We start from the raw sequence: 25378 nt of genomic DNA on the forward strand, positions 1-25378 counted from the left end.
GCGGACCGGTGGGGATCCGGTCCGCGACTGCCGCCGTCAGACGAGACGGTGACAGCGGGACACCCCGCTGTCAATGAGTCCGGCAACGGCCCACCCGCGCGCGGGGTTTCACTCGGCGGGGCGGTGGACGCGCGGGATCCCCAGGTCCGGCAGATCGAGGTGGAAGCCGTGCCCGCGACCGCTCATGGTGCCGTCGTACGAGAGCTCGGTCAGGCCGACGCCCAGCTGCCGCAGCTCCTCGACGAGCATGCGGGCGGCCGTCGCGGCGTGCTCGCGATCGTCCATGGCGTCGGGGAAGCGGCGTTGCCAGATCGAGCGGGAGAACTCCCAGCCGCTCCGGGTGAGTCGGGCGGGGTCGGCCGGACCGGGGTGGTGCAGATATCCGGTGGCTTCGACGACGAGGGTCAGATCCTGGCTCCAGCACTGCACGAAGCGCTGGGCGTCGTCGGCTGCTCCGAGGTGCAGGATGAACCTGCCGGGGAAGAACGGGGTGTCGTAGGTGAGCGACCGAAAGGTTTCGGACAGGCGCTTCTCCACTTCCTCCCAGGTGGTGGAGGGCGCGCCCGCGGAGGCGGAGGGCAGACCGGCCGGCTCGGCGGCGCGCCAGCGCCCCCGGGAGTAGCCGCGCCCGGCGGAGTCGGCGCCCGCTTCGGGCGGCAGGAGTTCGAGGCTCACCTCGCCCTCGTCGTGCGAGTGCACGAGGAGACCCGTGCCGGGCCGCCGCCACAGCATCCACGGGCCGGAGTCCCCTCCCCACATCGTGGGCGGGCCCAGCTCCTCCTCCATGACCCACCAGGCGGCCCGGACGAGACCCGCGGCGGCGAACACGTCCTCGGTGGGCAGGTCGACGACGCGAACGTTCAGCTTGCGCACCTGCTCGGGCGCCGAGGCGTCGGAGATCACGGTGCCGTATCCGCCCCAGGGCCCCTTCCGGGGAGCGAATCTGCGCCAGACCTGGCCCGCGATCTCCTTGGGCTCCCGGAGCTCCCAGCCCAGCGCGGAGGTGGCCTGCTCGAACTCCGGCAGACTCCATGAGCCCAGGCGGAGCGGGTCGACCTCTTTCACCAGCGCGCGGAAGTCGTCGGATTCGAGCCAACTGCCCCGGGGGATCGTGTTCTCCATCCGGCACACACTAGGTGACACCGGTGTCACCGCAGACACCGATGACACCGATGACTTCGGAGAGATGAGGTGGAGCATGGAGGCGGAGAAGGCCTCGCAACTCGTGTTCGGACAGAAGGTGTTGGACGCCCAGCCCTTCAGCGTCCTGCTGGGGGCCCGGCTCACCGCCTTCGGCGACGGAGCGGCCGTCCTGGAGCTGGACGTACGCGACGAGCTGCGTCAGCAGAACGGCTTCGTGCACGGCGGCGTCCTCAGCTACGCGGCCGACAACGCCCTCACCTTCGCGGCGGGCGCGGCCGTCGGCCCGTCCGTCCTGACGGCCGGTTTCACCATCGACTACCTGCGCCCGGCACGGGGCGACGTGCTGCGCGCCCGGGCCCAGGTGGTCCGCCCGGGCCGGACCCGGGTCGTCTGCCGCTGCGACCTGCTGATGGTGGACGCGGAGGGGACGGAAACGCTCTGCGCGGTGGCCCAGGGGACGATCGCCGTCGCGGCGGGCCGGGAGCCGGCGGAGCGAGAGGGGGGCGGCGGCCGGGAGGCGTCCGGCAGCGAACCGGTCGACCGAGGCTGAGGCGGTCAGCTCTCGGCTGCCGGGCCGCCCTCCGCCGCCTCCTGGAAGCTCGCGACGGCCTCGCCGTGCACCCTGGCCCAGTCCGTCAGGACGGCGATCGGCTCGACGAGCGTCGTGCCGAGTTCGGTGAGGCTGTACTCGACCCGTGGTGGCGCTTCGGCGTACACGCGGCGCTCGACGAGTCCGTAGCTCTGAAGCCTCCGGAGCGTCTGCGTCAGCACCTTGCGCGAGATGCCGCCGACGAGTTCGCCGTGCCGGCACGGCCGGCGGCTGAGCGCGAACAGGACGACGACCGACCACTTGTTCGTGATGATCTCGATGGCCAGCCGTGCCGGACAGTCCGCGAGGAAGACGTTTCCCGCCGAGTCGCGCATGCGCCGAAGGGTACCAAGAGGTACCTATCGGATCAGTAGCGTCCGGGACATGAGTACTTCACACGAGAAGACGTACGTCCTCGTCCACGGCGCGTGGCACAGCGGCCGTGCCTGGGACCGCGTGACGCCGCTGCTGAGCCGGGCCGGTCACCGGGTCTTCGCTCCGTCGCTGACCGGCCACGGCGAGAAGGAACACCTGCTCGGCCCGGAGGTCGGTCTCGACACGCATGTCGCCGACATCGTCGGACTCCTCGTCGAGGAGGACCTGACCGGGGTGACGCTGGTCGGGCACAGCTACGCCGGAATGGTGGTCTCCGCCGTCGCCGACCGGGCGCCGGACCGGATCGCCGGTCTGGTCCACCTCGACGCGATGGTGCCGGCCGACGGTGAGAGCGCACTCGACGTCATGCCGCACACCAGGTACCTGCTCGACCTCGCCGCCTCCTCCGACGCTCCGTGGCGCATCCCTCCGCTGCCGGAAGGACCGCCGCCGGCGGGCCTGTTCGGAGTCACCGATCCGGCGGACCAGGCCTGGCTGCGCACGATGCTCTCGGACGAGTCGGCGCGCTGCTTCCTGCAGCCGGTCCGGCTGGGCAATCCGGCCGCGGACGCCATTCCCCGTACGCACATCCACTGCGTCGGCAGCGAGCCGCCGGGCGTCGCGCCGTCCTGTTCCCGATACGCAGCCGAACGGCGCTCCGTCGCAGGTGCGCGAGGTGCGGAGCGGCCATGACTGCATGATCACCGTGCCGGACGAGCTGGCCGAGCTGCTGCTGAAGGCCGACACCAGGTGACCGGTACCAGGTGACCGGGCGTCACCGGACACCGTCTCGGGGGTGTCCTCCGGGGCACCCTCCGGGATGTGCGACCTGAGGTGTATCCATATATGTCTGTAAGTCTCATGTTTCCCTTCGATAGCTCCACGAAAATGGAGGAAAGGAATCTTCCCCGGCTCTGAACAGGAGAGAACATGCGTGGCGTTCTGATAGGCGTGGTGGCCGCGGTGGCCGTACTCGGCGTGGCGGGCGCGGTGGCCGTGCCCGAGGCGAAGGAGTGGTACGACGGACGTCACGAGCAGACCTCGTCCTATGCCACGGGCAAGGAGGCCAAGAAGGAGCGCGAGTCCGTTCCCCGCTGGCTGCCGGACGATGCCGCGTCCGTCGAGTACGCCATGCGGACCACCGGCGGTGAGCGCATCCTCAAGGCCGCGCTCCGTGACGGCCGTCTCCCCGCGCAGTGCGAACCGCTGGGCGGCAAGAGCGCCCCGGACCCCGAGATCAGCGCGTCCTGGTTCCCTTCGGGGACCGCGAGCAGTGCGCAGGGCCGCTGCGGCTCCTACTACGTCTCGCTGGAGGACCACACGCTGTACGCCTGGCAGACGAACGACGACTGGGTCGCGGAGAACCGCCGCTCCGCGCAGTAGCGGCCGTACTCACACGGATACAGCGGCTATCGACGTACCGCTCAGACGTACCGCCTCAGCTGAACCGCCTCAGCTGAACCGCCTCAGCCGAACCGCCTCAGACGTACCGACGAACCCGAGGTCCCCGTGATCGCTTTCGCCCCGACGGCCGTGTTCCTGCTCTGGCTCTGCTGGGGCGTACGCCAGGACCGCCGCCAGTTCCGTAACGCGGTGCTGCTCGGCCTGACCGTGCTGAGCCTGTCGTTCGCCCTGCTGACGCAGGTGGACCGGCTGCCGGACAACCTGGCCGTGCTGGTGTACGCGCTGGTCTTCTTCGTGCCCGTGCTCGCGATCGTGGTCCTCGGCGGGTTCCTCGTGGTCAACGGCCTCACCATGGTGCGCAAGGAGGGCCGCCGCCCCGCCAACCTCCTCTCGGGCCTGGCCGGGGTCGGCATCTTCGCCGTCCTGGCGCTCGTGGTCACCGCCGACTACCTCGGCGGCTCGCACGCGTACCGATCCTTCATCCTGGCCGTCGTGCTGATCACCGGCTACGTGGCCTTCCTCTTCGTCTGCTTCCTCGCCTACGCCTTCCTGTACGGCCGCATCCGGGTGCGCGGCGACGTGGACTTCGTGGTGATGCTCGGATCGGGCCTCATCGGCGGCGAGCGCGTGCCGCCGCTGCTCGCCTCCCGTCTGCGCTCCGGACTCCGTGTCCAGAAGGAGCAGACGGCCCGGGGCGGGCCGGCCCCGGTCCTGCTGGTCTCCGGCGGTCAGGGCCCGGACGAGAAGCTGCCGGAGGCCGAGGCGATGGGCCGCTGGCTGGTGGCCGAGGGCGCGGACCCGGACCTCGTCCTGGAGGAGAACCGTTCCCGTACGACGACGGAGAACCTGCGCTTCAGCCGACGCCTGATGGAGGCGGCCGACGAGGGCTACGTCTGCGTCGTGGTGACCAACAACTTCCACGCGTTCCGCGCCGCGATGACCGCCCGCAGGGAGGGCGTGCGCGGCCAGGTGATCGGCTCGCCCACCGCCGCGTACTTCTGGCCGAGCGCGACGATCCGGGAGTTCGTCGCGGTGTTCTGGGAGCACCGGATCGTCAACGGCGCTCTGTGCGTCCTGCTGGCGGCGCTGGCCGTGGTGGTGGGGATGGGCTGGTAGCCCCGGCCCTGGCCCCGGTCCCGGTCCCGGCAGGAGGTACGGGTACGAGTACGGGGCCTCCGGTCAGCTGACCGGAGGCCCCGTACTTCGGTGGAGCGCCGTGACGTCAGATGCCGCAGCTGGGCGCGGACCAGAAGCGGCCGCTGCCTCCGGCGACGTGGGTGTGGTCGTTGTGGCCCGGGTAGCCCGGGCCGAGGATCTCGGTGAAGCCGTGGTTGCGTGCCGCCTGGGCGAGGCCGCAGAAGCCCTGGGAGCCCGCGCCGAGGTCGGCCGCGTGCCCGTACATGTGGCGGCTGTTGGCGGCTCCGCCGACCGCGCTGTTGCAGGACACGCTGCGGAAGCCGCCGTTGACGGTGATCGGCCGGTCGCCCATCGCGTGCCGCATGGCCTGGAGCTTCCACATGGTCACCAGGGCGTTGGCGCGCGCGGTGGCGGCGCTGACCTTGCCGCCGGACCAGTCGGAGTTGCAGCGGTTCAGCTCGGCGTAGGTGAAGTTGACCGGGGTGCAGTCGTCGTCCTGGAGCTGGTAGATCTTGTTGAACGTCTGGGTGCCCGCGATGCCGTCGGCGGCCAGACCGTACGCGGCCTGGAAGCGCGTCACGGCCGCCTTGGTGGCCGGGCCGAACACTCCGTCGATGGCGATCTGGTTTCCGGTGCCCGGATAACCGGCGACCCGGATCTGGAGCTGCCGTACCGCTTCACCGCTGGAACCCTCCCGGAGCGTGCCGCTCCAGGAGTAACAGGCGTCTGCCGTACCGACGTTGCCGGAGGGCGCGGATTCGGGGGCGGCGGTGGCGGTGGCGGCGGTGGTGCCGCCGAGCGCGAGTGCCGCGCCGGCGAGGGTCGCGAGGAGGAATCCGATGGGGCGTGATCGCATGGGCTTGCACCTCATAGTCGTCAGGCTGTCCCTTGAGGATTCAGAGCCTCGGCCGCGCAAGCGGAATGTGTCAAGGTCATGTCAACATGCTGCCAAGGGTCCGGCCCGGCGATGGCAGGATTGCGCGGATGGTGACGAATGGGCTGTGGACCGGGCTTCACGAGGATCTGTCGGCCGCGAAGGCATCGGTGTACGACCCGGTCGGCTTCACCTGCTCGTATCCGGTACCGGAACCGGAGAGCGCCGATTACGCGGCTCACCGGTTCACGCTAGACGGCCGGTCGGTCGCCTTTCGCGTGGCCAGGACGACCCCGACCAAGGTGGGTCAGTTCGTCACCGTGTGGCAGCGCTCCGCCGAGGGTCCGATCCGGCCTTTCGACCTCGACGACGGTATCGACCTTTTCGTCGTCAGCAGCCGCGCCGACGGCCGCTTCGGGCAGTTCGTGTTTCCGCGCGAGGTGTTGTGCGAGCACGGCATCGTGTCCCGTAACAGCGTGGGCGGAAAGCGCGGCTTTCGCGTCTACCCGCCGGACGCGATCACGACCGGTCGCCAGGCGCGCGGTACGCAGGCGTGGCAGGTGAACTACTTCCTGGACATCGGCGAGTCCGGGCCCGCCGACAGGGTGCGCGCCCACGCGCTCTACCACCCGTAGCGCGACGCGGCGCACTCTTCGGAATTCCGGCAGGCGGGAGTCCGGAATTTCCGCAGGGGTTGCCTCTCCGTGAATATCCCGGGGACGACCGCTGCGAACAGTGAGGTGAAAAGCCTTCCGTTCACGGCGGTAATCGTCGTGTCGGTCGTCGTGGTCTTCGTGTGCGCGGAGTTGCTCGACTTTCCGTGGTGGCTGCGCCTGATCACGGTCATGGGCGTCGTGACGGTCCTGGAAGCCGCCAACCAGGCGGTGGGCCGCGCCCGCGCCAGGAGGAAGGCCGCTCCGGAGTCCTGACCGGCTCTGGAGCGCCCGGACCGGTGCCGGAGCGCCCGGACGACCGGCTCCGGACCGGCTCCGGACCCGCTCCGGACGGCGAGAAGCCCCGCCAAGTCGCGTGCGGGCGGTCTGGGATGATGCCCGCGTGAGCATCATCGTCAAGTTCTTCGTGGCACCGGACGACACGTCGGCGGCACTGACTCTCCGGACCGGACCGGAGGAGGCGTGCGAGTCGCTCTCCTTGGGCAACTTCGATCCCCTGGGGGCGGTGGTCGAGTGGCAGTCCCTGCTCACCGGCCGCAGCTTCGAGGATGTCGCCGAAGCCGGTGAACCGCGTGTCGTCGCCGCCGAGGACGGCGGCGGATGTTTCGTCTTCGCGATCTCGTCCGACCTGCTCACCGCGCTCGCGGACGCCGAGCGGCGCACGCTGAGCGACGCCGCCGCCTCATGGGTTCAACTCCGTGCGGAGGACGGCGAGATCATCGACGCGGACATCGCCGACGCGATCGTGGGCGACTTGGCCGCGCTCGCCGGGAGCGCCCGCCGTCAGGGCCGGGGCGTCTACTGCTGGATCGCTTAGGAGCTCACACCCGGAACCGGGTGGCCGAAGGTCCGCTGCATCGGCACGGTGTCGGTCCAGTGGTCGTGCTGGTAGCCGACGGCGGCCGGCCGGCCCTCGAACTCACCCGCGCGCGTGCTCGGTTGTGCGAACTCCCTTACGGGGTAGGCGCATGGCAAAGTGTCGGCGACGGGGGTGGGGATGGCGGCGGCGACGGGACGCCCGACCGGGGCGGGAGTGCGGCGGCCGAGGAGAGCGTGGAGCAGGCCGCGCTCGTGGGTTTCGCGGCGGCCTCGGCTGACGGGGGCGCTCCTCGGGCTCGGAGCCGGAGTCCTGGCCGCGGGCGGCGGTGTTCATATGGCCGTCCTGCACGGCACGGCCATCTATTTCGCGCTGGTCTACGTGCTGATCGACCTTGCCCTCACAGTCGGCCTGTGGAAGCTCGGCATGCCCTCGGAGAAACGCACGTTGGCGCTGTGGGTGCCCTGCGCTCTCCTGGTCTTCGGGACCCCGTACGGCGTCAAGAGCGCGGTCCTCGACTGGAGGGGCGAGCAGGTGCCCGTCACGGTCACCGAGGTCGAGCGTGGGTCAGGGTCTTACCACGGCGGCGAGACGTACCGCTGCAAGGTCGAGTCGGGCGGGGAGTCCTTCTGGGTCACGGGCAGTGACCAGTGCGACCGGTACTCCCGCCCCGGCGACCGTTTCGAGGTCCTGCGCGACCCCGAAGGCCTGGTGGGCAGGTCCGATCCTGATCCGCTGATCGGCTTCTGGTTCCTCGTGCCGTGCGTGGGCGGGGCGCTGGTCGTGATGACCGTGGCGGGGTCCCGTAGCCTCGAACGGCAGCCCTGAACGCCACGGGCACAGGAGGTTCCCGCCCGGACAGCGGGACGCCCCGCCGTGCGGGCACGGTGGGGCGTAGCCGGAGCGGTGGCAGCGGTGCGGGTCAGGCGGTGGTGTCGAAGCCTCCGGCCTTGACGCCCGCCACGAAGGAGCTGAACGCGGCGGCGCGGACGGTGAGGGCCGGGCCGCCGGGGTTCTTGGAGTCGCGTACGGGGACGATGCCGGTGGCGGACGCGGTGCGCGGGGCCCACTCGACGCAGGTGCCGCCGTTGTCGCTGTAGGAGGACTTGACCCACTGCTGGGTCGTGGTTTCGGTCGTCACGGGGTGCCCTTTCGATGCTGGTGGATCATGTCCACGGTATCTGTCTGGGACAGAGACACGGCCTGCAACTGATGGTAGGACCTCACCATCGGGATGACAGAGCTGAGTTCACGGTCCAGATGGCCTTGCGTCTCGGACTCGACGTAGGAGACGGCGGACCGGTCCTGGAGCGTCAGCAGATTCACCGCTCGATTGAAGGGCCGCTGCTCGCCGACGCTGAACGGAGCGATCTGCAGCATGGTGTGGGACTGCGTGGCGAAGTCGACCAGATGCTGGAACTGGGCGTCCATCACGGCAGGGCTGCCGATCGGTCGGCGGATGCAGCTCTCGTCCAGCACCGCGATCAGCATCGGCGGCACGGTGCGTAACAGGGCGCCCTGGCGTTCCATGAGCAACGAGACACGCTGATCGGCCTGTTCGGTGGTGATGACTCCTCGGTCGACCGCCCCGCGTGCCAGCGCCTCCGCGTACTCCCGGGTCTGCAACAGCCCAGGGATGACGCCTACCTCGAACAGCCGGATCTCCGCCGCCCGGCCCTCCAGCGCCACGTACTCCGGGAAGCCCTGCAACAGCACCCCGTGCTTGATCTTGCGCCACTCGCGCTCGAACGAATCAGCGGTTCCCGTAAAGCTCATCGCCACGTCAACGGCGATCGAGAACTTGCGAGTTGGGGACTTGTGGCACAATTCCACGCCGGAAACATGCCTCCCCGTGTAGCCGATGCGCGCGCCGAGATCGTCCTGTTTCCAGCCCCGTGCTTCGCGCTCCCTACGCAGACGTGCTCCGTAGGCGGCCTCCGGGCCCCCGTCAGGGTTCACTTCCTTGCGGTTGACCAACGTATCCCCCAGATCCGAAACGTTGAAGACATCTCCACGCTAGGCCACGCTGAGTCGCCCCGGTAGTCGTTCGGCTACAGAGAGGAGCGAACGGTGTACGGCGAGAACGCCAGCCCGAATACGGAGTGGCCCCCGCGCATCCCTGCCCCCGGGGCCCTCCTCGCGGACACCAGTCGCGGTGACCGTGTGGGGGAGTTCCAGGGCGTCGCCGGCCCGTACTGGTCCCTCCGGCCGATCGGCGGCGGGCGCGAGTGGGAGGTCGAACCCCGTTACGTACGGCCCGCGTTGCTTATGGAACAGTTACGGGCCCGTACCGCACGGCTCAACGCCCGCAGCCGGGGAGAAGTGCTGTGAGGGCGGCCGCGCCGTTCGGCGGCGGGCAGGGGTGCGCCGCGTGAGGAATCAGGATTACGTCGCGGCCGTCACGGTCACGGCCGGCGGCCGGGCCCTCCGGCTCGGCGGGGTCGCTCTGCCGAACCGCAGGCTCGTCCTCCGCTGGCTCCGGCGGCAGGCGCTGCGGCTGGCGGACGGGCACGGGCGGTATCTGCCCCCGGCCGCCCCGTGGCTCGGGGCGCGGGACGTCCGGCCGGTCGCCTTCCACGGGTCCGACGCCCCCGAAGCGCTCCGGGCGTGGGCGGGCGACCACGGCAGCCAGGACCACGCCATGAGCGCGCTGGAATCCGGTCGGCCCGCCCTGCTCACCGTGGTCGATCCCTTCGTGGGGCTGCGCGTCACCCTCGGCGCGTGGCCCGTGGACCTGTGCGGGTGGGCGGCGGAAGCCTCGGCGCACCACGCGGTACCGCCCCGTACGGAAGGGGAATGACCGCATGCTGCAATGCACCGCCGTCACCCAAGTCCCTTACCCGGAAACGCTGCTGGCGCTCGCCACCATGGAGGGCGGGCCCACGCATCCGCCCGACATCGTGGAGCCGGAGGACTTCGTCCTGTGCGAGCTGGGCGACCACGACGAGTCGGCCGAGCACGCCGCGCATCTGTGGACGGCGGACACCCCGGACGACCGGGACCTGTGGTTCTCCTGGTCGGGCACCGGAGCCCACCGCGTCCACCGGCTCGACACGCTGCCCCTGTGCCCCGCCGTGCTCCGCGTGCTGGCGACCCGATCGGTCACCACGTGCGCGTACTTCGACCACCACCCCGGGCCGCACTCCTTCTCCGTGACCGATCCGCTCGGCGACCTCATCGCCGAGCACGTACACAGCGAGGTCCGGCGACTCGTCTCCGAGGACGAGGCTCCCGGCGGCACGTCCGACGCCTCTGACCTGCCCGACGCCCTCGACCTGCCCGACGCACCTGACGTACCCGACACCGACGCGCCCTGACGGCCGACCGGAGGATTCCCACCTCATGGACCAGTGCACCGCCGTAACCCTGCTGCCGCCCCCGGAGTTCGTGATCCGGCTCGCCGCCCCCGGTGACCGTCGCCCGGAGGCCGGACACCTCCTCTGCGAGCTGGCCGCCGAGCACGACGGCGACCACGCGATGGCGCTATGGGACAACGACGCGAACCGCACCGCCGTCTGGGCCCGTTGGAGAGGCGAGCGGGCGACCCTGGCGGAGCTGAGCTGGTGCGGTGCGATCGACCCCCGGGGCGAGGACGCGTGCGGGCTGTACGTCGGCCACCCCTCCGCCCACGACTGGGACATCGTCGATCCGACGCTCGCGGCGGTGGACGCCGTACTCGCGCGGGAGCACCCGCATCTCGCGCCACGTGACGGCACATGACAGGAGAGGTGCGAGGTGCCCCCGCGCGTGCGAACGTGCGTGGGTGGCGGCCAACGCGGCGGACAGGGGTACCGGCGCGCGGCAGCGTAGCACCCCTGTCCGCTCCTTCCTCGGTGCGCGCGAAGCGATCAGGGTCGTGCCTGCTCGGGGCGTCCGCAGCCGGTCACGCCGCGGGTGTGGGCGGCGGCGCGGCGGGTCGGGCAGCTGACGGGGCGGAGTTTGTCTCTCCCGAACATACTCGGTATACATACTCAGTATGTTCATCCGCTGCGGGCTACCGGCCCTTCCGGTGCGGGGCCCTCGTTACGCGGCCCGGCTCCGCGCCGAGTTCGAGGCGACCACCGGTCCTGCCCGGCCTTTGAACGTGGGCCAGGTCGGCACGGCGACGCTCAGTTGTCCGGACCGTGACGGCATGGTCGTGCGGGGCGGAGCCGACAAGGGGGCACGACCTCCGCTGAGGCGATGCGCAGCCTGCCGACGCGGTCGTCCCGCGCGCCGATCGTGCTGCCGTACCCCCTGACCGGCGTCCGGGGGCTCGCTGTTCCAGCGCCTGCCGACCGTGGCACGAGGGCCGGTATTCGCTACACCTATGACCAGAATCGAGGGATCACTTTGGTACGTGGCCGGAAAGCATGGGCCACCGCGGTAGCGGTGCTGACGGTGGCGGGGGTGGCGCCGACGGGGGCGTATGCCGCGCCCGCGCCGCCGGAGGCGCGCGCCGCCACCGCTGCGGCCGATGCCGGGGGGGCGCTGCCGCCGGGCTGGCGCATCACTGTCGAGAGCGGGCGGAGCCATCTGGAGTGGCGTGCGCCCGAGCCGATCCCGATGGGCGACGCCCGCGTGGAGTTCCGTGCGAACGGAGCACTCGCGGGCGTACCTCAGCGACTGGATGACGGCCGGACCTTCCGGCTCCCGCTCGCAGAGGCCCGTACCGCCGACCTGGAAAGCCTCCAGGTCGAGGCCGCGGGGCGCAGGCTCGACGATGCCCCGAGCGGGAGCACAAGCCGCAAGGCGGACCCGCCGGCCCCGGAACTGCCGCCCAAGCTGCCTGCCGGCACCGTCGACCCGGGCGAGCCGGGCCCGTACGCCACCACCACCGGCGAGTACAGCCTCCCCTCGCTCAAGCTCCCCGGCCTCCCCGCACCAGTGGAAATGCGCGGAGTCGTCGTCGCCCCGGCCAAGGCCCCCGGCAACCGTCCCCTCGCTCTCTTCCTCCACGGTCGCCACGCCACCTGCTACGTTCCCGGCACCGACGAAACGGACGAGACCTGGCCCTGCGCCAAGGGCAGCAAACCGATCCCGAGCCACCGCGGCTACCTGCGCGACCAGAAACTGCTGGCCTCACAGGGGTATGTCACCGTCTCGATCTCCGCCAACGGCATCAGCGCACAGGACGACCTGGACGACGAGGGCGCGCAAGCCCGCTCCTCGCTGATCCGCAACCACCTCGGCCGCTGGGCCGACTGGGCCGCCGAGCCCGACTCCGCGCCCGCCGCGGTCAAGGGCACGAAGGCCGACCTGTCCAAGGTGTTGCTCGTCGGCCACTCGCGCGGCGGCGAAGGCGTCAACCGGGCCGCCATGGACAGCCTGTACCCCCCGCCCGCCGCCAGGGACGGCTACCGTTCCACGGCTCGCTGGAACATTCGCGGCACCGTCCTGATCGCGCCCACCGCCCTCGGTCACAACCCGGTGCCGGACGTCCCTTCACTCACCATCCTGCCGGGCTGCGACGGCGACGTCTCCGACCTCCAGGGCCAGGTCTACACGGACGGCACCCGAGGCGTCAGCCGGGGCAAGGCCCTGCACAGCTCGGTCCACATGGTCGGCGCCAACCACAACTACTTCAACGCCGAGTGGACCCCGGGCCAGGCCGAGGCCCCGGCCGAGGACGACTTCCTCCAATGGGTGCCGCCGGGCGTTCACGACCCGCTCTGCTCGCCGGGCGCCGCCGGACGTCTCACCGCCGACCAGCAGCACCGGGCGGGCGCTACCTACATCGCCGCCGCCGCACAGTACTTCGTCGCAGGTGACGACCGCGTACGCCAGCTCGTCGACGGCACCGGCCGACGAGCCCCCTCCGCCGACCCGGCCCGGGTACTGACCCACGCGGTCGGCGGCAACCGGAACGCCCTCTTCTTGCCCGACGACCCGCAGGGCGGGGCGAAGGTCACCGGCGCCCGGCTGTGCGACGCCGCCGCCCGCGGCCGCACCGCCTGCATAGGCGAGTCCGGCGGCCCGGGCTTCTCCCCCCACTTCGCATCCTGGGGCGCGGACGAGGAAGCCGGCCGCCGCGCGGTTGCCCTGGACTGGAAGAAGCCGGGCACCACCGCCCAGGTCACCCCGGGCAAGCCCATCGCCGTCAAGGGAGCCCAGAGCCTCGCTCTGCGTATCGCCGTACCGCCGAACACCAGCGGCACCCGCTTCGGCGTCCACGTCAAGGACACCCGGGGCGAGCGCGCCGAACTGGGCACCGTCAGTATCGACGGCCTCCCCGGCACCGACCGGGCCCGGTCAACGGTCTGGGCCCAGGAAGTCCGCGTCCCTCTGACCCCCGCCATCCACGCGGGGCTCGACCTCGACAAGATCGCCCACCTGGAACTGACCCCGCTCTCCTCCTCCGGCACGGCATGGCTGATGGACGCCTGGTCCTGGAAGCCGGGCACCCCCGCAGTCTCCGCCGCGCCCCTCACCCGCGTAGACATCGGCCGCCTCACCGTCAAGGAGGGCGACTCCGGCTCGCGCACGTACCAGGTGCCCGCCCGCACCACCGGCAAGAATGCCGGAACGGTCCGGCTGTACGTCATCGACCCGGACACCGGCGAGTCGACCAGCAGGCTCGTCGAGGTCGGCCCCGGCACTGCCGGAATCAACGTCACGGTGAAGGCCGAGGGCAACAAGCGCCACGGTGAGGACAAGCGCCACGACATCCTGGTCAAGGCCGTCCGGGGCACCATCGTCGGCGCTCATATCGGCGGCGTCACCGTAGAGGACGACGACCCGATGCCGAAGATGACCATCAAGCCGGTCGCCACCGACGTCACCGAGGGAGCACCCCTGAAGTGGCGCATCACGCTCTCGGAACCGGCCGACATCGAGATCCAGGCCTTCACCCAGATCCTGCCCGTTCCCGGCGGCCGCCCGGAGCTCTCCACGGACGATGTCGACCAGGAGTGGGTGACCCAGCTCGTGGACGAGATCCCCAACCCGGCGATTCCGCTCTCGAAGGTCCCGTACGGGACGCTGGAGCACACGATCTAGGCCGGGGAGACGTCCACGATCATGACCGTCCCGACCATCCGTGACCAGGAGAAGGAGCCAGCCGAGTACGTCCGCTTCCAGCTCAGGGACGAGGCGGAACAGCCTCTGGGCGCTCCCTTCGAGGGCGTGGTTCACGACACCGTCTGAGCCCACCGTCCCTCACCGCCTCTTGCCTCTACGCGAAACCGCGTGGGGGCAAGAGGCCCTGCGCTGCCGCAATCCGTGTCGTCGCGGGGCGCACCGAGTCCGGCCCGTCAGCTCCAGGCCGGAGCCATGAACCGGTGGGCCCGGCCCTCGGCGGGACAAGGGGAAGGCGGGGGCGGTCCGGAACCCCCTCCGCCGGGTCGGGAGGACCTGTGTTCACGCGAGGAGCGTCGCGCGGGCGCGGACCACTGCTTCTACCAGTCCGTCCGCGTGCTCTTCGCGGGTGGTGTAGTTGTTGATGGCCACTCTGATGTACGGGGTGCCCCCGGGGCGGCAGATGGTGGTGTAGTGGGACCCCGATGCCGCCAAGGTTTCGTGGACGGCCAGGGTGAGGGCGTCAGAGCCCATGCCGTCGCTCGTCAGGGGTCGGAAACAGCAGATGGGAATCACCGGGTCGCAGAGCAGTTCCAGGCCGGGGGTGGTCTGTACGCGGTGTGCCAGGTGGTGTGCGGTGGCGAGGTTCCGGGCCAGCAGGTCGGCGTATCCCTGTCGGCCCAGGGAGCGCAGCGCGAGCCAGAGTCCGAGGGACTTCCAGGGGCGGGCGCCTTCGGGGCCGAGGAAGACGAAGTCGTCCCGGGGGTCGTGGTTCCAGTAGTGCGCGTGGTCGGCGAAGCTACTGGCCAGGTTTGCGGGCTCACGTACGAGGAGGCAGCCCAGTCCGTAGGAGAGGAACATCCACTTGTGCGGGTCCAGGGTGACGGAGTCGGCTACGTCCAGTCCCGCGAAGGCAGCTCTCGTCTCGGGCAGGTCGGCGTAGGCAGCGGCCGCCGCGCCGTCGACGTGGAACCAGGCGCCGGACTCGGCGGCGATGGAGGCGAGTTCGGTGAGCGGGTCGACGGCGCCCGTCGCCGTGGCACCGGCGAGGCCCACGACTGCGACAGGGCGCAGTCCGTCGGAGGTGTCGGCGGTGATCTGCCGATGCAGGGCGTCGACGCCGATACGCCCGTCGGGGCCGGCGGGGATGACGCGCAGCGAACGGCGTCCCATCCCGAGGATGTCCAGGGCCCGGGCGATGGAGTAGTGGGACTCGCTGGACGTGTAGACCGTGGCACGGTCCAGGACGCCGCCTCCGCGTAGCTGGGCGTCGGGACCCAGGGAACGGTCCCGGGCAGCCTTGAGCGCGGTGAGGTTGGCGAGGCTGCCGCCCGAGGTGAAGATGCCGGGGGGCAGGGCCGCGCCCGCGGTCGTGGGGTAACCGATGAAGTCGGCCACCCAGGACAGGGTCTCGATCTCCATGGCGGCCGCCGCCGGCCCCATACGCCAGGCGGCCGGGCTCTGATTGAGCAGGGACGCCACCGCGTCCCCCAGCACGGACACGGGCAGGGGGCGGGGGTGGAAATAGCCGAAGTACTGCGGGTGGGCGCCGTTGCAGTAGGCCCGGTCGAGGATGTCCGGCACCGCCGACTCCAGGAGCCGGGACAGGGGGAGTCCTTGCTGCGGGAGCCGTGCCGGATTCTTGCCGGAGGCGTGCAGCGCCGGATCATCCGTGTAGACGGGGCGTGCCGTGGGGTCGCGCTGGGTATCGAGGAGCGTGGCCAGGTGGGGGCGGCATGCTTCCAGCACTTCGTCCCAGTCGTCAGGGACCGCCGACTGCTGCTCCTTCATGGTGTGTTGCCGTTCTTCTCGTCTTGTCGGTGGGCCCGGTCCGGGCTGGTGCGCGGGATCGGCGCCTGGGCGGTGAGCCGGGAACGCACCTCCCACACGCGAGGGAAGAAGCGTCGGTCGGCGAGCTTGGCCAGTACATCGATGGGGGTGCCCGCCACTCCGACGGCGTCGGTCCCGATGAGGCGTTCGACGACCCTGAGATGACGGGACCGCCACTCCATGCAAGCCACGTCCAGGTCCACAAGCGCCTCGGCGAACTGGAAGAGCAGTTCCCACCGCCGTTCGCCTTGGTAGACCTCCTCCAGCTCCACGCCCGCACTCTTCAGCTCGGCCTCCAGCAGGTCGGACAGCTGGGGTGCCAGCGAGCGCACCCGTCGCCATCCCGGTGAGTCGAACCCCGAACCGTTCTCCAACTGCGTCCTGATCTGCTGGTAGGCCCAGGGCGATATGTGGTCCAGGCTGTCCAGCTGCCGGGTCAGACAGTCGATGTGGGAGCGGACCCGGCCGATCATGCGGACCGCGACCGGGAGCCAGCCCTCGCCCGCTGCTCTCAGCGCCCGCTCCAGGTCGGTCGCCGCCAGTTTCAGCCACAGCTCGGACGACTGCTGCACGACGAGGAAGACCATCTCGTCAGGGTCGACCAGGCCCTCGGTATCGCGCTGGAGGCTCAGCAGGACGTCCGTGCTGAGGTAACGCGCATAGGCGCTGCCGCTGATGGAGGGATCGGGAGGTATGAGCATTTTCCTTCGCACCTTGTTCGGCGCACGGGGGCAAGTTGTCAGCCAACCGCCTGAGGGCGCTTCCTGCCACAGCCCGGAGGTTAACAGTATGTGTCCGAGCTCCGTCGCTCAGGCGTACCGGGACCTTCCGGCCCCGGTCCTGAGCGGGCCGCCCCTCGTGACCGTCGCCGTCCTCAGATCGAGAACCGCTCCTTGGCCAGCAGTGGCCGCACCCGGGTCCGGAAACCTCCCGTGCGGAACGGCCGTTGCAGCAGGCCCGGGCGCAGCTCCTGGGCCAGAGCCGCGACGATCATGCCCTGGTCCAGGGCGAGCATGAAGTCGCTGACCCGGCCCGTGGACACGTTCACCGAGTCCCGGAAGCCGAGCCCGTCCTCGTACGCGCCGAAGTCCCGCTCCAGGGAACGGAGGTTGGCCACCGCCTCCCGGCGGGCGTACGGCAGGGCGAGGAACGAGGCGTGCGGGGTGACCACTCCGTTGGTGAACGCCGAGGGCGGGGGCAGCGGTTCGCCGTCCGTGGTGTGGGTGCGGTCGGTGTTGGAGGCGTAGCCGTCCACCGCCATGCCGAGCGCGTCGACCCCGTACTCCTGGTAGCCGTCCTCGGGGACGTTGGCGGGGGAGAAGCCCCAGTAGCCGTACTCCGCCTCCCGCAGGCCGTGGTCGATCTGGCCCCGTACGTAACGCCGGTGCGTCACGCCCCACGCGCGCGGCGACCACTCCGGCTCCGGCACGAACAGCGGCACCATCAGCGCCTCGAACATCGAGCCGCCCCAGGTGGGGACCACCTTCCGGCCGCGGTGCGTGTAGTGGCCGTTCCACACGCGGACGCCGTCGACCGTGACGTACGCGCCGCCCGGCTTCTGCTCCTGCTCGTGCTCCGGCAGCATCGTGCGCAGCAGGTGCCAGTAGTGGTCGCCGGGCAGCGAGCCGTCCGCGATGCCCAGGTAACTCGCCATGCGCGGCTCGGTGTTGAGCGCGCCGTAGTGGTGCGGGGTCGGCTCCTCCGTGTCCGTCCAGACGCCGCCGCGCAGCTGGCCGGGGCCCGCCACCGGGTCGGCCGGGTCGTACGGCGTGTAGAAGTACGACCAGTCGGCCGTGGCCAGGACGCGGTGGATGCGCGGGCGCAGTGCCGGAGCCGCGTCGGCGGCGATCCGCAGGCCCGTCACCAGCCAGGCGTTGTCGACCGAGGACAGGAACGGGCGCACCGGGTCGCCCGTGCCCGGCCACCGGGTGAGCACCGAACCGTCGTGCGCGTCGTACCAGTTGAGCCAGAAGCCGTGGTGGCGCTCCAGCTTCTCGACCGCCGTGACCGTACGGGTCAGGGCCCGGAGCATCGCCCCCTCGCCGATCACGCCCAGCCCTGCCGCCGCCACCGTCGACCACAGGCCGCAGCCGATGTTGGTCGGGGAGGTCTGGGCCGATTGGGCGGGGGCTCCGGGGGCGCTGAGGTCGATCTTGTCGGTGACCAGGCCGAAGTCGGTCGTCATCGCCTCGATCGAGCGGTACGTGTCGGCGAACCAGTGCTTCAGAAGGCGGGGGTCCGCCGGGGCCGCCGCAGTCGCGGGGGCGGTTGCGGCTCCGAGCGACAGGGCCGCGGCCCCGGTCCCTGCGGCGGTGAGAAACGTGCGACGGTCCATCGGTCCGGCTCCTGGTGGCAGAAGGGGGAAGAGGGGAACAGTGCTCGTGCGGGCGGCTCGGGAGCCGGCGGTCGTCAGGTTCCGCCGGCTCCCGGGCCGGAGGGAGCCGTCAGGTGGCTCCCCGTGTGAGGGGCGTCCCCCGAGTGCCGGGAGACGCCGGAATTACGCCGTCGTGCGCGGGAGTTCGCGGGTGCGGCCCAGCGAGCCCAGCCACTTCGCGGAGTCGCGCGGGGTGCGCTCGAAGGTCTCCCAGTCGATCGCGATCAGACCGAACGTGGCCTTGTACGTGCCCCACTCGTAGTTGTCCAGCGCGCTCCACGCCAGGTAGCCCCGGATGTCGATGCCGTCCTCCAGCGCGGAGGCGACCTCGTCCAGCGCGCCCGCGTAGTAGTCGACGCGGCGGCTGTCGTCGGCGGTGGCGATGCCGTTCTCCGTGACGATCAGCGGCACGTCCCCGACCACCTCGGCCGTGTGGCGCAGCGCCTCGCCGATCGCGCGCGGGTAGTACTCCCACGTCGTCAGCGTCCGCTCGGCGTCGTCGGCCGTCGGGATCGGTCCGTCGGGGCCGATCCGCGTACGGGTGTAGGACTGCACGCCGATCCAGTCGTCGCCGCGCGCCGCCTCGATGAAGACGTCCTCGCGCGGGTGGCGGTAGGCGGCGGTGACGTCCTCCGCGCCGGGCAGGGCCTGGTAGACCTGGTTGGCGATGGTCCAGCCGACCTGGATGCCCGCGTCCAGGGCCCGGACCTCCTTCACCGCCGCGTGGTGCGCGGCGATGACGGCCACGGTCGTCTCGTCGTCGGGGGTGGGCAGACCGGCCGGCGGGAAGCTGTTGTCGCCGCGCTTGGCCTGGCCCGCCATCACGGCGACCATGTTCGGCTCGTTGATCGTGCAGACGTGGCTGACGCCCTCGGAGATGACGGGCGCGCACGCCGCGACGTACCGGGCGAACAGCTCCACCGCGCCCTCGGCCGTCCAACCTCCGCGCGCCTCGAACCACTGCGGGACGGTGAAGTGGTGCAGGGTCACCATCGGGCGCAGGCCGCGCTCGATCGCACCCTCCACCATCCGCCGGTAGTGGGCCAGTTCGGCAGGGGAGAAGTGGCCCTCGACCGGCTCGATGCGGGCCCATTCGAGGGAGAAGCGGTAGTCGGTGAAGCCGAGCGAGGCCAGCAGGTCCATGTCCTCGGGCCAGCGGTGGTAGCTGTCGCAGGCGTCCAGGCTCGGCTCCGCGATGTGGGTGCCGGCGGTGTGCTCCTTGACCCACCAGTCGCTGTTGGTGTTGTTGCCCTCGATCTGGAAGGCGGCCGTGGAGGCGCCCCAGAGGAAGCCCTCGGGGAACGGTACGGAAGGCGTCGTCGGCTGGTTCGGGGCAGGGGTGTTCGTCATCGCGACTTGTCTTTCTGGTGGTGGTGTGGGGTGTGGCCGCGCGGTCGTCCAGGGGTGGGGTGCGGCCTCGTTACGTGAAGTCGTGCTGCCCAGGGGCTACTTCATGCCCGCCGTGGCGATGCCCTGGGTGAAGTGCCGTTGCAGGGCGATGAAGACGATCAGCACCGGAAGCACGATCAGGAAGGCCCCGGCCATCAGCATCCCGTTGGAGCCGCCGGCCTTGTTGGGGTCGGTGGCGAAGGTCGCCAGGGCGACCGGGAGGGTGTACTTGTCGGGGTCGTTGGTCGCGATCAGCGGCCAGACGAAGTTGTTCCAGGAACCCAGGAACGTGAAGATCGACAGGGTCGCGAGGGCGGGCTTCACCAGCGGCATCACGATCCGCCAGAAGATGTACCACTCGCTCGCGCCGTCCATCCGGGCCGCTTCCAGCAGCTCGTCCGGGATCGACTGCATGAACTGCCGCATCAGGAAGACCCCGAAGGCCCCGGCGGCGAACGGCAGCACCAGACCCGCGTAACTGTCGATCAGCTGGAGCTTGCTCATCAGCACGAACAGCGGCAGCAGCATCAGGTTGCCGGGCACCATCAGCGCACCGAGCACCAGGCCGAAGATCTTGTTGCGGCCGGCGAACTTCAGCTTCGCCAGGGCGTAGCCGAGCATCGAGCAGAAGACCAGGTTCGAGACGGTCACCAGGACCGCCACGATCACCGAGTTCATGAAGTACAGCGGCAGGTCCAGCTTGTCGAGCAGCTGCCGGAAGTTGGTCAGCGTCCACTCGGTGGGGATCCACACGGGCGGGCTGGCCGACAGCTCGCTCTGCGTCTTGAAGGCGGAGAGTCCCATCCAGAGGAAGGGCGCCGACATGACCAGCAGGCCGAGCGAGAGCAGGACGTAGACCAGCGGGCGTGCGGTGCTCCGCTTTCCGGCAGGCCGCTTGTCCTGGGCCTTGACCGGTGCGTCGGTGCTGCTGGTGGCGCTCATTTCGTGTTGTCCTTCAGCAGTCGGAGCTGGAGCACCGTGATGCCCATGATCACCACGAAGAGGACGTACGCCATGGCGCTCGCGTAGCCCATGTGGAAGAAGTTGAACCCTTCGCGGTACATGTTCAGCGAGACCGTGAGGGTCGAGTCGGACGGGCCGCCCTGGGTCATCACGAACGGTTCCTCGAACACGTTGAGGTAGCCGATCGTCGTGATCACCGTGGCGTAGAGGACCGTCGGACGCAGCAGCGGGATCGTGATGGACCGGAACTCCTGCCAGACGCTCGCGCCGTCGAGCTTCGCCGCCTCCCGCACCTCGGTGGGGATCGCCTGAAGGCCCGCGATGAACAGCACCATCACCGTGCCGACGTTCCGCCAGACCGCCATGACGATCAGCGAGGGCATCGCCAGCGTCTCGGATCCGAGGAAGTCCGGTGCGGTCCAGCCCACTTCGGAGAAGAGGCCGGCGATCAGCCCGTCGCTCGGATCGAGCACGAACCGCCAGACGACGGCGACCGCGACGATCGTGGTGACCACCGGGGCGTAGAAGCCGACCCGGAAGAACGTCCGCGCCCGGTCGATGCCGTTGTTCAGCAGGACGGCGACGACCAGCCCGATCCCGATCGTCAGCGGCACGCCGACGACCACGAAGTACCCCGTGTTGAAGAGGGACTTGAGGAACTTCTCGTCACCGAAGAGGTTGACGTAGTTCTCGAATCCGATGAACTCCGCCTCCCACGGGCGCGTCACGTTGCGCAGCCCGAAGTCGGTGAAGCTCATCGCCAGCGTGGCGAGGATCGGGAACGCCATGAAGACGGCGAACAGGACGAGGAACGGGGTGGAGAACAGCCAGCCCGCCGCGTTCTGCACGCCCAGCGTCCGCTTGCGGCGGCCGCCGCCCGGGGCGGGGGCGAGGGACGGGCCCGCCCCCGCCTTCGCGGGCCCGGCGGCCTTCTCGGTCGTGGTGGTCGAGGTGCCCATGGCTACTGCTTCACGAGGCCTTCGATCTCGGACTGCGCCGTCTTCAGCGCGTCCTCGGCGGAAGCCTTGCCCTGCGTCACCTTGGCGATGGCCTGGTCCACCTTGTCGGTGATCTCGGTCCAGTTGGCCAGGGACGGCGAGGACTTGGCGGTGTCCATCTGCTTCTTGAAGATCTGCAGGTCGGCGTCGTCGGCGAGGACGCCGGACTCCCACGCGGAGGTGTTGGCGGGCAGGTCCTTCGTCCGCTCGTACCAGTCGGACTGGCCCTTCGTGTCGGTCAGGTACTGGATGAACTCGGTGGCCGCCGCCTTGTGTTCGCTGTCCTTGGAGACGACGAGCGAGGAACCGCCGGCCATGGAGGTGGAGGAGGCGTCCGCGGGCACGTTGGCGATGGCCCACTTGCCCTTGATCTGCGGCTGGCCCTCGTTGAGCAGCGTCACGTGCCAGGGGCCGCCGAAGAACATCGGGACCCGGCCGTTGCCGAAGTCCTTCACCACGTCGTAGCCGGGCTGCACGGACTTGTTGGACAGGCCCTTGTCGAAGTAACTGCCGTACTCCTTCAGCGCCTTGACCGCCTCCGGGCTGTCGATGACGGCCTCGCCCTTGTCATTGACGATCTCGCCGCCCGCCGAGTACAGGAAGGAGTAGAAGTTCTGCACGGTGTCCAGGCCGCTGGGCTGGATGGACAGGCCCCACTTCGTGCCGGCCTTCTTCTGGTACGCGGCTGCCAGGTCCTGGAGCTCCTTCCAGTTCTCCGGAGCCTTGTCGACGCCCGCCTTCTCGGCCAGGTCCGTGCGGTAGTAGAGGACCCGGGTGTCGACGTACCACGGCACGCCGTAGGCGGTGCCGTCCACCTCGCCCTGCTCCCAGCCCGCCGGGAAGAAGTCCTTCTTGTCGAAGACCTTGCCGTCCACCGGCTCCAGCACGCCCAGCTCGGCGAACTCGCCCATGTAGCTCCCGCCCATCTGCGCCACGTCGGGCAGAGTGCCCGCCGCCGCTGCCGAGACGAGCTTCTGGTGGGCGACGTCCCAGCCGATCGGGGTCACCTTGACGGTGATGTTCGGGTTGGCCTTCTCGTAGACCTCGGCCACGTCCGCGAGCTTCTCGCCCTCGGCCCCCATGGCCCACACGGTGAGCGTCTGCTTCTCGTCGGCCGCGACGTCGCCGCCGGAGGAGCCGCAGGCGGAAAGGGTCACGGCGAGCGCGAGCGCTAGGCCGGCGGGAGCGGTTCTGGCGATGCGGGACATGGGAGGGCTCCTCCTTGAGCATTCCGGATGCTGCGCTATGCGCTATGTATGCGCTGCCTGTAAGCGCATACATCACTCTGCGCCAGTCGTTCGGGAATCCGCAAGAGGGTGCTGGGTCACACTCGTGCAACGTGCTCGACATCCCGGCGTCTTGTTGTTGAACCGTAAACGCGCCGTTTGTGGAACAACAGGCGATGTGACCGATTCGTCGCTCGGGGGCCTGCGGCCCGCCGGGGCGTGGTCGGCGTCTACCCTCGCCGCATGGCCTCATCCGTCGCGTTCTCCCACGACTTCCCGTTCGACCCGGCCTACGGGTACGACGCGCCGGACGCCCTGCTGGACATCCCGGCCCCGCCCGCCCCCGACGGCTTCGACGCGTTCTGGCGGGAGCGGTACGCGCGGGCCCGTGCGGTCGACCCCCGGCCGGTCCTCGGCCCGGTGGAGGAGGAGCGCGACGGCGTGCGGATCCACGGGGTGAGGTACACCTCCGTGGGCGGCGTCCGGCTCGGCGGCTGGCTCGCGCTGCCCGCCGAGGGGCCCGTACGGTACGGATTCGTCGTCGGGCACGGCTACGGCGGCCGCCAGGAGCCCGGCCGGGACCTTCCGGCGCCGCTGCCCGGGGCCGCCGCGATCCTGCCGTGCGTACGGGGCATGGGGGAGCGGGGCCGGGTCGACGGCATCCCGGACCTGGCCGCCGAGCACGTCCTGCACGGCATCGGCTCCCGCGACACCTACGTCATCGGCGACTGCGCGGCCGACCTCTGGTGCGCCGCCTCCGCCCTGACGGAACTGGTGCCCGAGCTGGCCCGGGCCGGACGTCCGGGCGGGCCCCGCCTCGGCTACCTCGGCGAGAGCTTCGGCGGCGGGCTCGGGGCCCTCGCGCTGCCCTGGGACGACCGCTTCGGCGCGGCCCAGCTCACGGTCCCCACCTTCGGCAACCACCCGCTGCGGCTCACCCTGCGCTGCGCGGGCAGCGGCGAGGCGGTCCGGGCGCACCACCGCGCACACCGCGAGGTCACCGATGTCCTCGGCTACTTCGACGCGGCGACGGCGGCGACCCGACTGACGCTGCCCACGCTGGTCGCGGCCGCCCTGTTCGACCCGTCCGTGCCGCCGCCGGGGCAGTTCGCCGTACACAACGCGCTGGCCGGCGAGCGCGAGCTCCAGGTGCTGACGGCGGGGCACTTCGCGTACCGGGGGATGACGGCCGAGGCGGCGGAGCTGGACGCGAACCGGACCCGGTTCTTCGGGACGCGGCTGGGGGCGGTGGGCTGAGGGACCGGCTGAAGCCCCGGCGCCGGCTCAGGCCTCCGGCTCGCGGGGCCCGCTCCGGGGGCCGTGCCAGTCCAGGCACAGGACGGTGGCGTCGTCCTTGGGCGGCCGGCCGCCGTAGGCGTCGGCGACCGCGGTGACGATGGTGCGGACGGCTTCACGCGGGTGCTCGGCGGCGGTCCGGAGCAGTACCTCGGGCAGGTCGACCGACGCTGATTCGCGTTCCTGCGCACCGTCGGTGTACAGCAGGAGGCGGTCGCCGGGGCGTAGGTCCAGGTCCTGGACCTCGTACGGACCCTGCGGCGGGAAGCCGAAGGGCATGTCGATCCGCGGAGTGATCACCTCGACCGAGTCGTCGCGCAGCCGGAGCGGCGCGGGGTGACCGGCGTTGACGAGCTGGGCGTGGCTCCCGTCCAGGGCGATCCGCAGCAACTGCCCGGTGGCGAAGGTGGTGTTCCCGTGGTCGAGCAGGGCCTGATGCATCTGGCGGGCCTGTTCGACGAGATCCGCACCGGCGCGGCGGGCACCGCGTGAGGCGTTCACCACGAGGGTGGCGATGAGCGAGGCGTTGACGTCGTGGCCCATGGCGTCCGTGATCGACACATGGAGATCGCTGGTGTCGAGGCTGTAGTCGTAGGTGTCCCCGGCGATGTCGGCGGCCGGGACCAGAGCCCCGGCGATGGCGAACTCCGCCGCGTCGCAGGAGGAGGCGGAGGGAAGCAGCTGACTCTGGATCTCCGCCGCCAGGCTGACCGGCGTGGTGCGGTTGCCCCAGTGGTAGAGGTCGGTGAAGCGGCGGTCGGTGACGATGATGTACGCCAGCGCGTGTGCGGCGTCCTCGACCTGTGCCAGCACCTCCTCGGTGACGGCGTCGAGGAACAGCTCCAGCACGCCGATGGTGTCACCGCGGTTGGTCACCGGGGCGAGGACACACTGGCCCTGCCCGTCCTGTTCCACCTGCACCAGCTTCTGGGAACGCAGCACCTTGTCGTAGATGCCGGTGCCCGCCAGCGGAACCTGCTCGGTCCGGTCCTCGCGCGTGGCGCCTTCCATGTCGTTGACCCGCAGCAGACGGCTGCCGACCAGGTCCACGAAGAGGAACGACACGTACCGCGCGCCGAACCTGGTGCGCAGATCGCGCGCCACGACATCGAGCGAATTCACCGGCGCGGCGTTCCTCGCGGCCGTCAGTACTGCGGCCAGTCCCGTCCTGTCGCTCACCACAGCCTCCTCGGGTAGGCAGTGCTTGTGCCCTCCCAGCCCCGAATCAGCGCCCCGTGTAAGAAAAGCGGCCTATGTACCCGCACAAAAGCGCCCGAAGCGCCCGAAGTCGCC

25 protein-coding genes and 2 pseudogenes are annotated in these 25378 nt (G+C 70.5%); 14 read left to right on the top strand and 13 right to left on the bottom strand.

The features are described from left to right. Nucleotides 1-108 precede the first annotated feature (108 nt). Nucleotides 109-1122 (bottom strand): hypothetical protein, encoded by a 1014-nt coding sequence (locus tag KV381_RS24630; protein ID WP_218786289.1) that lies wholly within the window; start codon nt 1120-1122, stop codon nt 109-111. 76 nt (nt 1123-1198) lie between these two features. Between KV381_RS24630 and KV381_RS24635 the strand changes: the two genes are divergently transcribed. Continuing rightward, nucleotides 1199-1693 (top strand): PaaI family thioesterase, encoded by a 495-nt coding sequence (locus KV381_RS24635; protein WP_249625915.1) that lies wholly within the window; start codon nt 1199-1201, stop codon nt 1691-1693. A gap of 5 nt (nt 1694-1698) precedes the next feature. Here KV381_RS24635 and KV381_RS24640 read toward each other — a convergent pair whose 3' ends face one another. After that, nucleotides 1699-2067, bottom strand: coding sequence for a helix-turn-helix domain-containing protein (locus KV381_RS24640; protein ID WP_218786292.1), 369 nt, complete (start codon nt 2065-2067; stop codon nt 1699-1701). Between the two features lie 49 nt (nt 2068-2116). On the opposite strand from KV381_RS24640, the pseudogene KV381_RS24645 reads away from it, so the two are divergent. The 3 genes and pseudogenes from KV381_RS24645 (at nt 2117) to KV381_RS24655 (ending at nt 4627) form a co-directional block, all read left to right on the top strand. Next, a pseudogene (locus tag KV381_RS24645) lies at nt 2117-2861 on the top strand (alpha/beta hydrolase). A 176-nt stretch (nt 2862-3037) separates the two neighbouring features. After that, complete coding sequence (locus KV381_RS24650; protein ID WP_218786294.1) at nt 3038-3490, top strand: hypothetical protein; 453 nt, start codon at nt 3038-3040, stop codon at nt 3488-3490. 126 nt (nt 3491-3616) lie between these two features. Next, a complete protein-coding gene (locus tag KV381_RS24655; RefSeq protein ID WP_086778969.1) occupies nt 3617-4627 on the top strand; it encodes a YdcF family protein in 1011 nt (336 codons plus the stop codon). Nucleotides 4628-4733: 106 nt separating this feature from the next. Here KV381_RS24655 and KV381_RS24660 read toward each other — a convergent pair whose 3' ends face one another. Continuing rightward, nucleotides 4734-5504: a D-Ala-D-Ala carboxypeptidase family metallohydrolase gene (locus KV381_RS24660; protein WP_218786297.1), complete on the bottom strand. Its 771-nt coding sequence runs from the start codon at nt 5502-5504 to the stop codon at nt 4734-4736. 128 nt (nt 5505-5632) lie between these two features. On the opposite strand from KV381_RS24660, the gene KV381_RS24665 reads away from it, so the two are divergent. The 4 genes from KV381_RS24665 to KV381_RS24680 all read left to right on the top strand — a co-directional run bounded on the left by KV381_RS24665 (nt 5633) and on the right by KV381_RS24680 (nt 7841). After that, nucleotides 5633-6157: a MepB family protein gene (locus KV381_RS24665; protein ID WP_218787291.1), complete on the top strand. Its 525-nt coding sequence runs from the start codon at nt 5633-5635 to the stop codon at nt 6155-6157. Between the two features lie 138 nt (nt 6158-6295). Beyond that, entirely contained in the window at nt 6296-6451 is a 156-nt protein-coding gene (locus KV381_RS24670) for a hypothetical protein (RefSeq protein ID WP_247595058.1), read from the top strand. A gap of 127 nt (nt 6452-6578) precedes the next feature. After that, nucleotides 6579-7013: a hypothetical protein gene (locus KV381_RS24675; protein ID WP_218786302.1), complete on the top strand. Its 435-nt coding sequence runs from the start codon at nt 6579-6581 to the stop codon at nt 7011-7013. Nucleotides 7014-7349: 336 nt separating this feature from the next. Continuing rightward, nucleotides 7350-7841: a hypothetical protein gene (locus KV381_RS24680; protein ID WP_218786305.1), complete on the top strand. Its 492-nt coding sequence runs from the start codon at nt 7350-7352 to the stop codon at nt 7839-7841. A gap of 94 nt (nt 7842-7935) precedes the next feature. Here KV381_RS24680 and KV381_RS24685 read toward each other — a convergent pair whose 3' ends face one another. Next, nucleotides 7936-8154 (bottom strand): DUF397 domain-containing protein, encoded by a 219-nt coding sequence (locus tag KV381_RS24685; protein WP_218786308.1) that lies wholly within the window; start codon nt 8152-8154, stop codon nt 7936-7938. Continuing rightward, the gene (locus KV381_RS24690; protein ID WP_030082779.1) at nt 8151-8990 is read right to left on the bottom strand and encodes a DUF5753 domain-containing protein; all 840 of its coding nucleotides are present in this window, start codon (nt 8988-8990) and stop codon (nt 8151-8153) included. The genes KV381_RS24685 and KV381_RS24690 overlap by 4 nt, the downstream gene beginning before the upstream one ends. A gap of 93 nt (nt 8991-9083) precedes the next feature. Here KV381_RS24690 and KV381_RS24695 point away from each other — a divergent pair, with 93 nt between their 5' ends. The 5 genes and pseudogenes from KV381_RS24695 to KV381_RS24715 all read left to right on the top strand — a co-directional run bounded on the left by KV381_RS24695 (nt 9084) and on the right by KV381_RS24715 (nt 14138). Beyond that, a complete protein-coding gene (locus tag KV381_RS24695; RefSeq protein WP_218786311.1) occupies nt 9084-9344 on the top strand; it encodes a hypothetical protein in 261 nt (86 codons plus the stop codon). 40 nt (nt 9345-9384) lie between these two features. Beyond that, complete coding sequence (locus tag KV381_RS24700) at nt 9385-9813, top strand: hypothetical protein (RefSeq protein ID WP_030082782.1); 429 nt, start codon at nt 9385-9387, stop codon at nt 9811-9813. Between the two features lie 4 nt (nt 9814-9817). Continuing rightward, on the top strand, nt 9818-10330 hold the full coding sequence (locus KV381_RS24705) for a hypothetical protein (RefSeq protein WP_193464304.1): 513 nt from the start codon (nt 9818-9820) through the stop codon (nt 10328-10330). Between the two features lie 25 nt (nt 10331-10355). Next, the gene (locus tag KV381_RS24710) at nt 10356-10733 is read left to right on the top strand and encodes a hypothetical protein (RefSeq protein ID WP_086778978.1); all 378 of its coding nucleotides are present in this window, start codon (nt 10356-10358) and stop codon (nt 10731-10733) included. Between the two features lie 612 nt (nt 10734-11345). Then, nucleotides 11346-14138, top strand: a pseudogene (locus tag KV381_RS24715) (hypothetical protein). A gap of 213 nt (nt 14139-14351) precedes the next feature. On the opposite strand, the gene KV381_RS24720 reads toward KV381_RS24715, so the two are convergent. From KV381_RS24720 to KV381_RS24750, 7 genes are all read right to left on the bottom strand, one after another. Then, nucleotides 14352-15800, bottom strand: coding sequence for an aminotransferase class V-fold PLP-dependent enzyme (locus KV381_RS24720; RefSeq protein WP_030082787.1), 1449 nt, complete (start codon nt 15798-15800; stop codon nt 14352-14354). After that, nucleotides 15797-16540, bottom strand: a complete 744-nt coding sequence (locus tag KV381_RS24725; protein ID WP_050495680.1) for a tryptophan 2,3-dioxygenase family protein — start codon at nt 16538-16540, stop codon at nt 15797-15799. The genes KV381_RS24720 and KV381_RS24725 overlap by 4 nt, the downstream gene beginning before the upstream one ends. Before the next feature lie 173 nt (nt 16541-16713). Next, nucleotides 16714-18174 carry a glucoamylase family protein gene (locus KV381_RS24730; protein WP_030082790.1) on the bottom strand — a complete coding sequence of 487 codons (1461 nt, stop codon included), beginning with the start codon at nt 18172-18174 and terminating at the stop codon, nt 16714-16716. 162 nt (nt 18175-18336) lie between these two features. Then, nucleotides 18337-19563: a glycoside hydrolase family 1 protein gene (locus tag KV381_RS24735; RefSeq protein WP_030082792.1), complete on the bottom strand. Its 1227-nt coding sequence runs from the start codon at nt 19561-19563 to the stop codon at nt 18337-18339. 96 nt (nt 19564-19659) lie between these two features. After that, on the bottom strand, nt 19660-20544 hold the full coding sequence (locus KV381_RS24740; RefSeq protein ID WP_030082794.1) for a carbohydrate ABC transporter permease: 885 nt from the start codon (nt 20542-20544) through the stop codon (nt 19660-19662). Beyond that, entirely contained in the window at nt 20541-21524 is a 984-nt protein-coding gene (locus KV381_RS24745; protein ID WP_030082796.1) for a carbohydrate ABC transporter permease, read from the bottom strand. The genes KV381_RS24740 and KV381_RS24745 overlap by 4 nt, the downstream gene beginning before the upstream one ends. 2 nt (nt 21525-21526) lie before the next feature. Beyond that, nucleotides 21527-22771, bottom strand: coding sequence for a sugar ABC transporter substrate-binding protein (locus tag KV381_RS24750; protein ID WP_030082798.1), 1245 nt, complete (start codon nt 22769-22771; stop codon nt 21527-21529). A 261-nt stretch (nt 22772-23032) separates the two neighbouring features. Here KV381_RS24750 and KV381_RS24755 point away from each other — a divergent pair, with 261 nt between their 5' ends. Next, the gene (locus KV381_RS24755) at nt 23033-24046 is read left to right on the top strand and encodes an acetylxylan esterase (protein ID WP_030082800.1); all 1014 of its coding nucleotides are present in this window, start codon (nt 23033-23035) and stop codon (nt 24044-24046) included. Between the two features lie 27 nt (nt 24047-24073). On the opposite strand, the gene KV381_RS24760 is transcribed toward KV381_RS24755, so the two are convergent. Continuing rightward, nucleotides 24074-25267 (bottom strand): PP2C family protein-serine/threonine phosphatase, encoded by a 1194-nt coding sequence (locus KV381_RS24760; RefSeq protein WP_218786314.1) that lies wholly within the window; start codon nt 25265-25267, stop codon nt 24074-24076. Nucleotides 25268-25378: the final 111 nt, after the last annotated feature.

The sequence above is a fragment of the Streptomyces sp. WY228 genome (genome assembly GCF_019287315.1).
In the GTDB taxonomy this organism is placed as follows: domain Bacteria; phylum Actinomycetota; class Actinomycetes; order Streptomycetales; family Streptomycetaceae; genus Streptomyces; species Streptomyces caviscabies.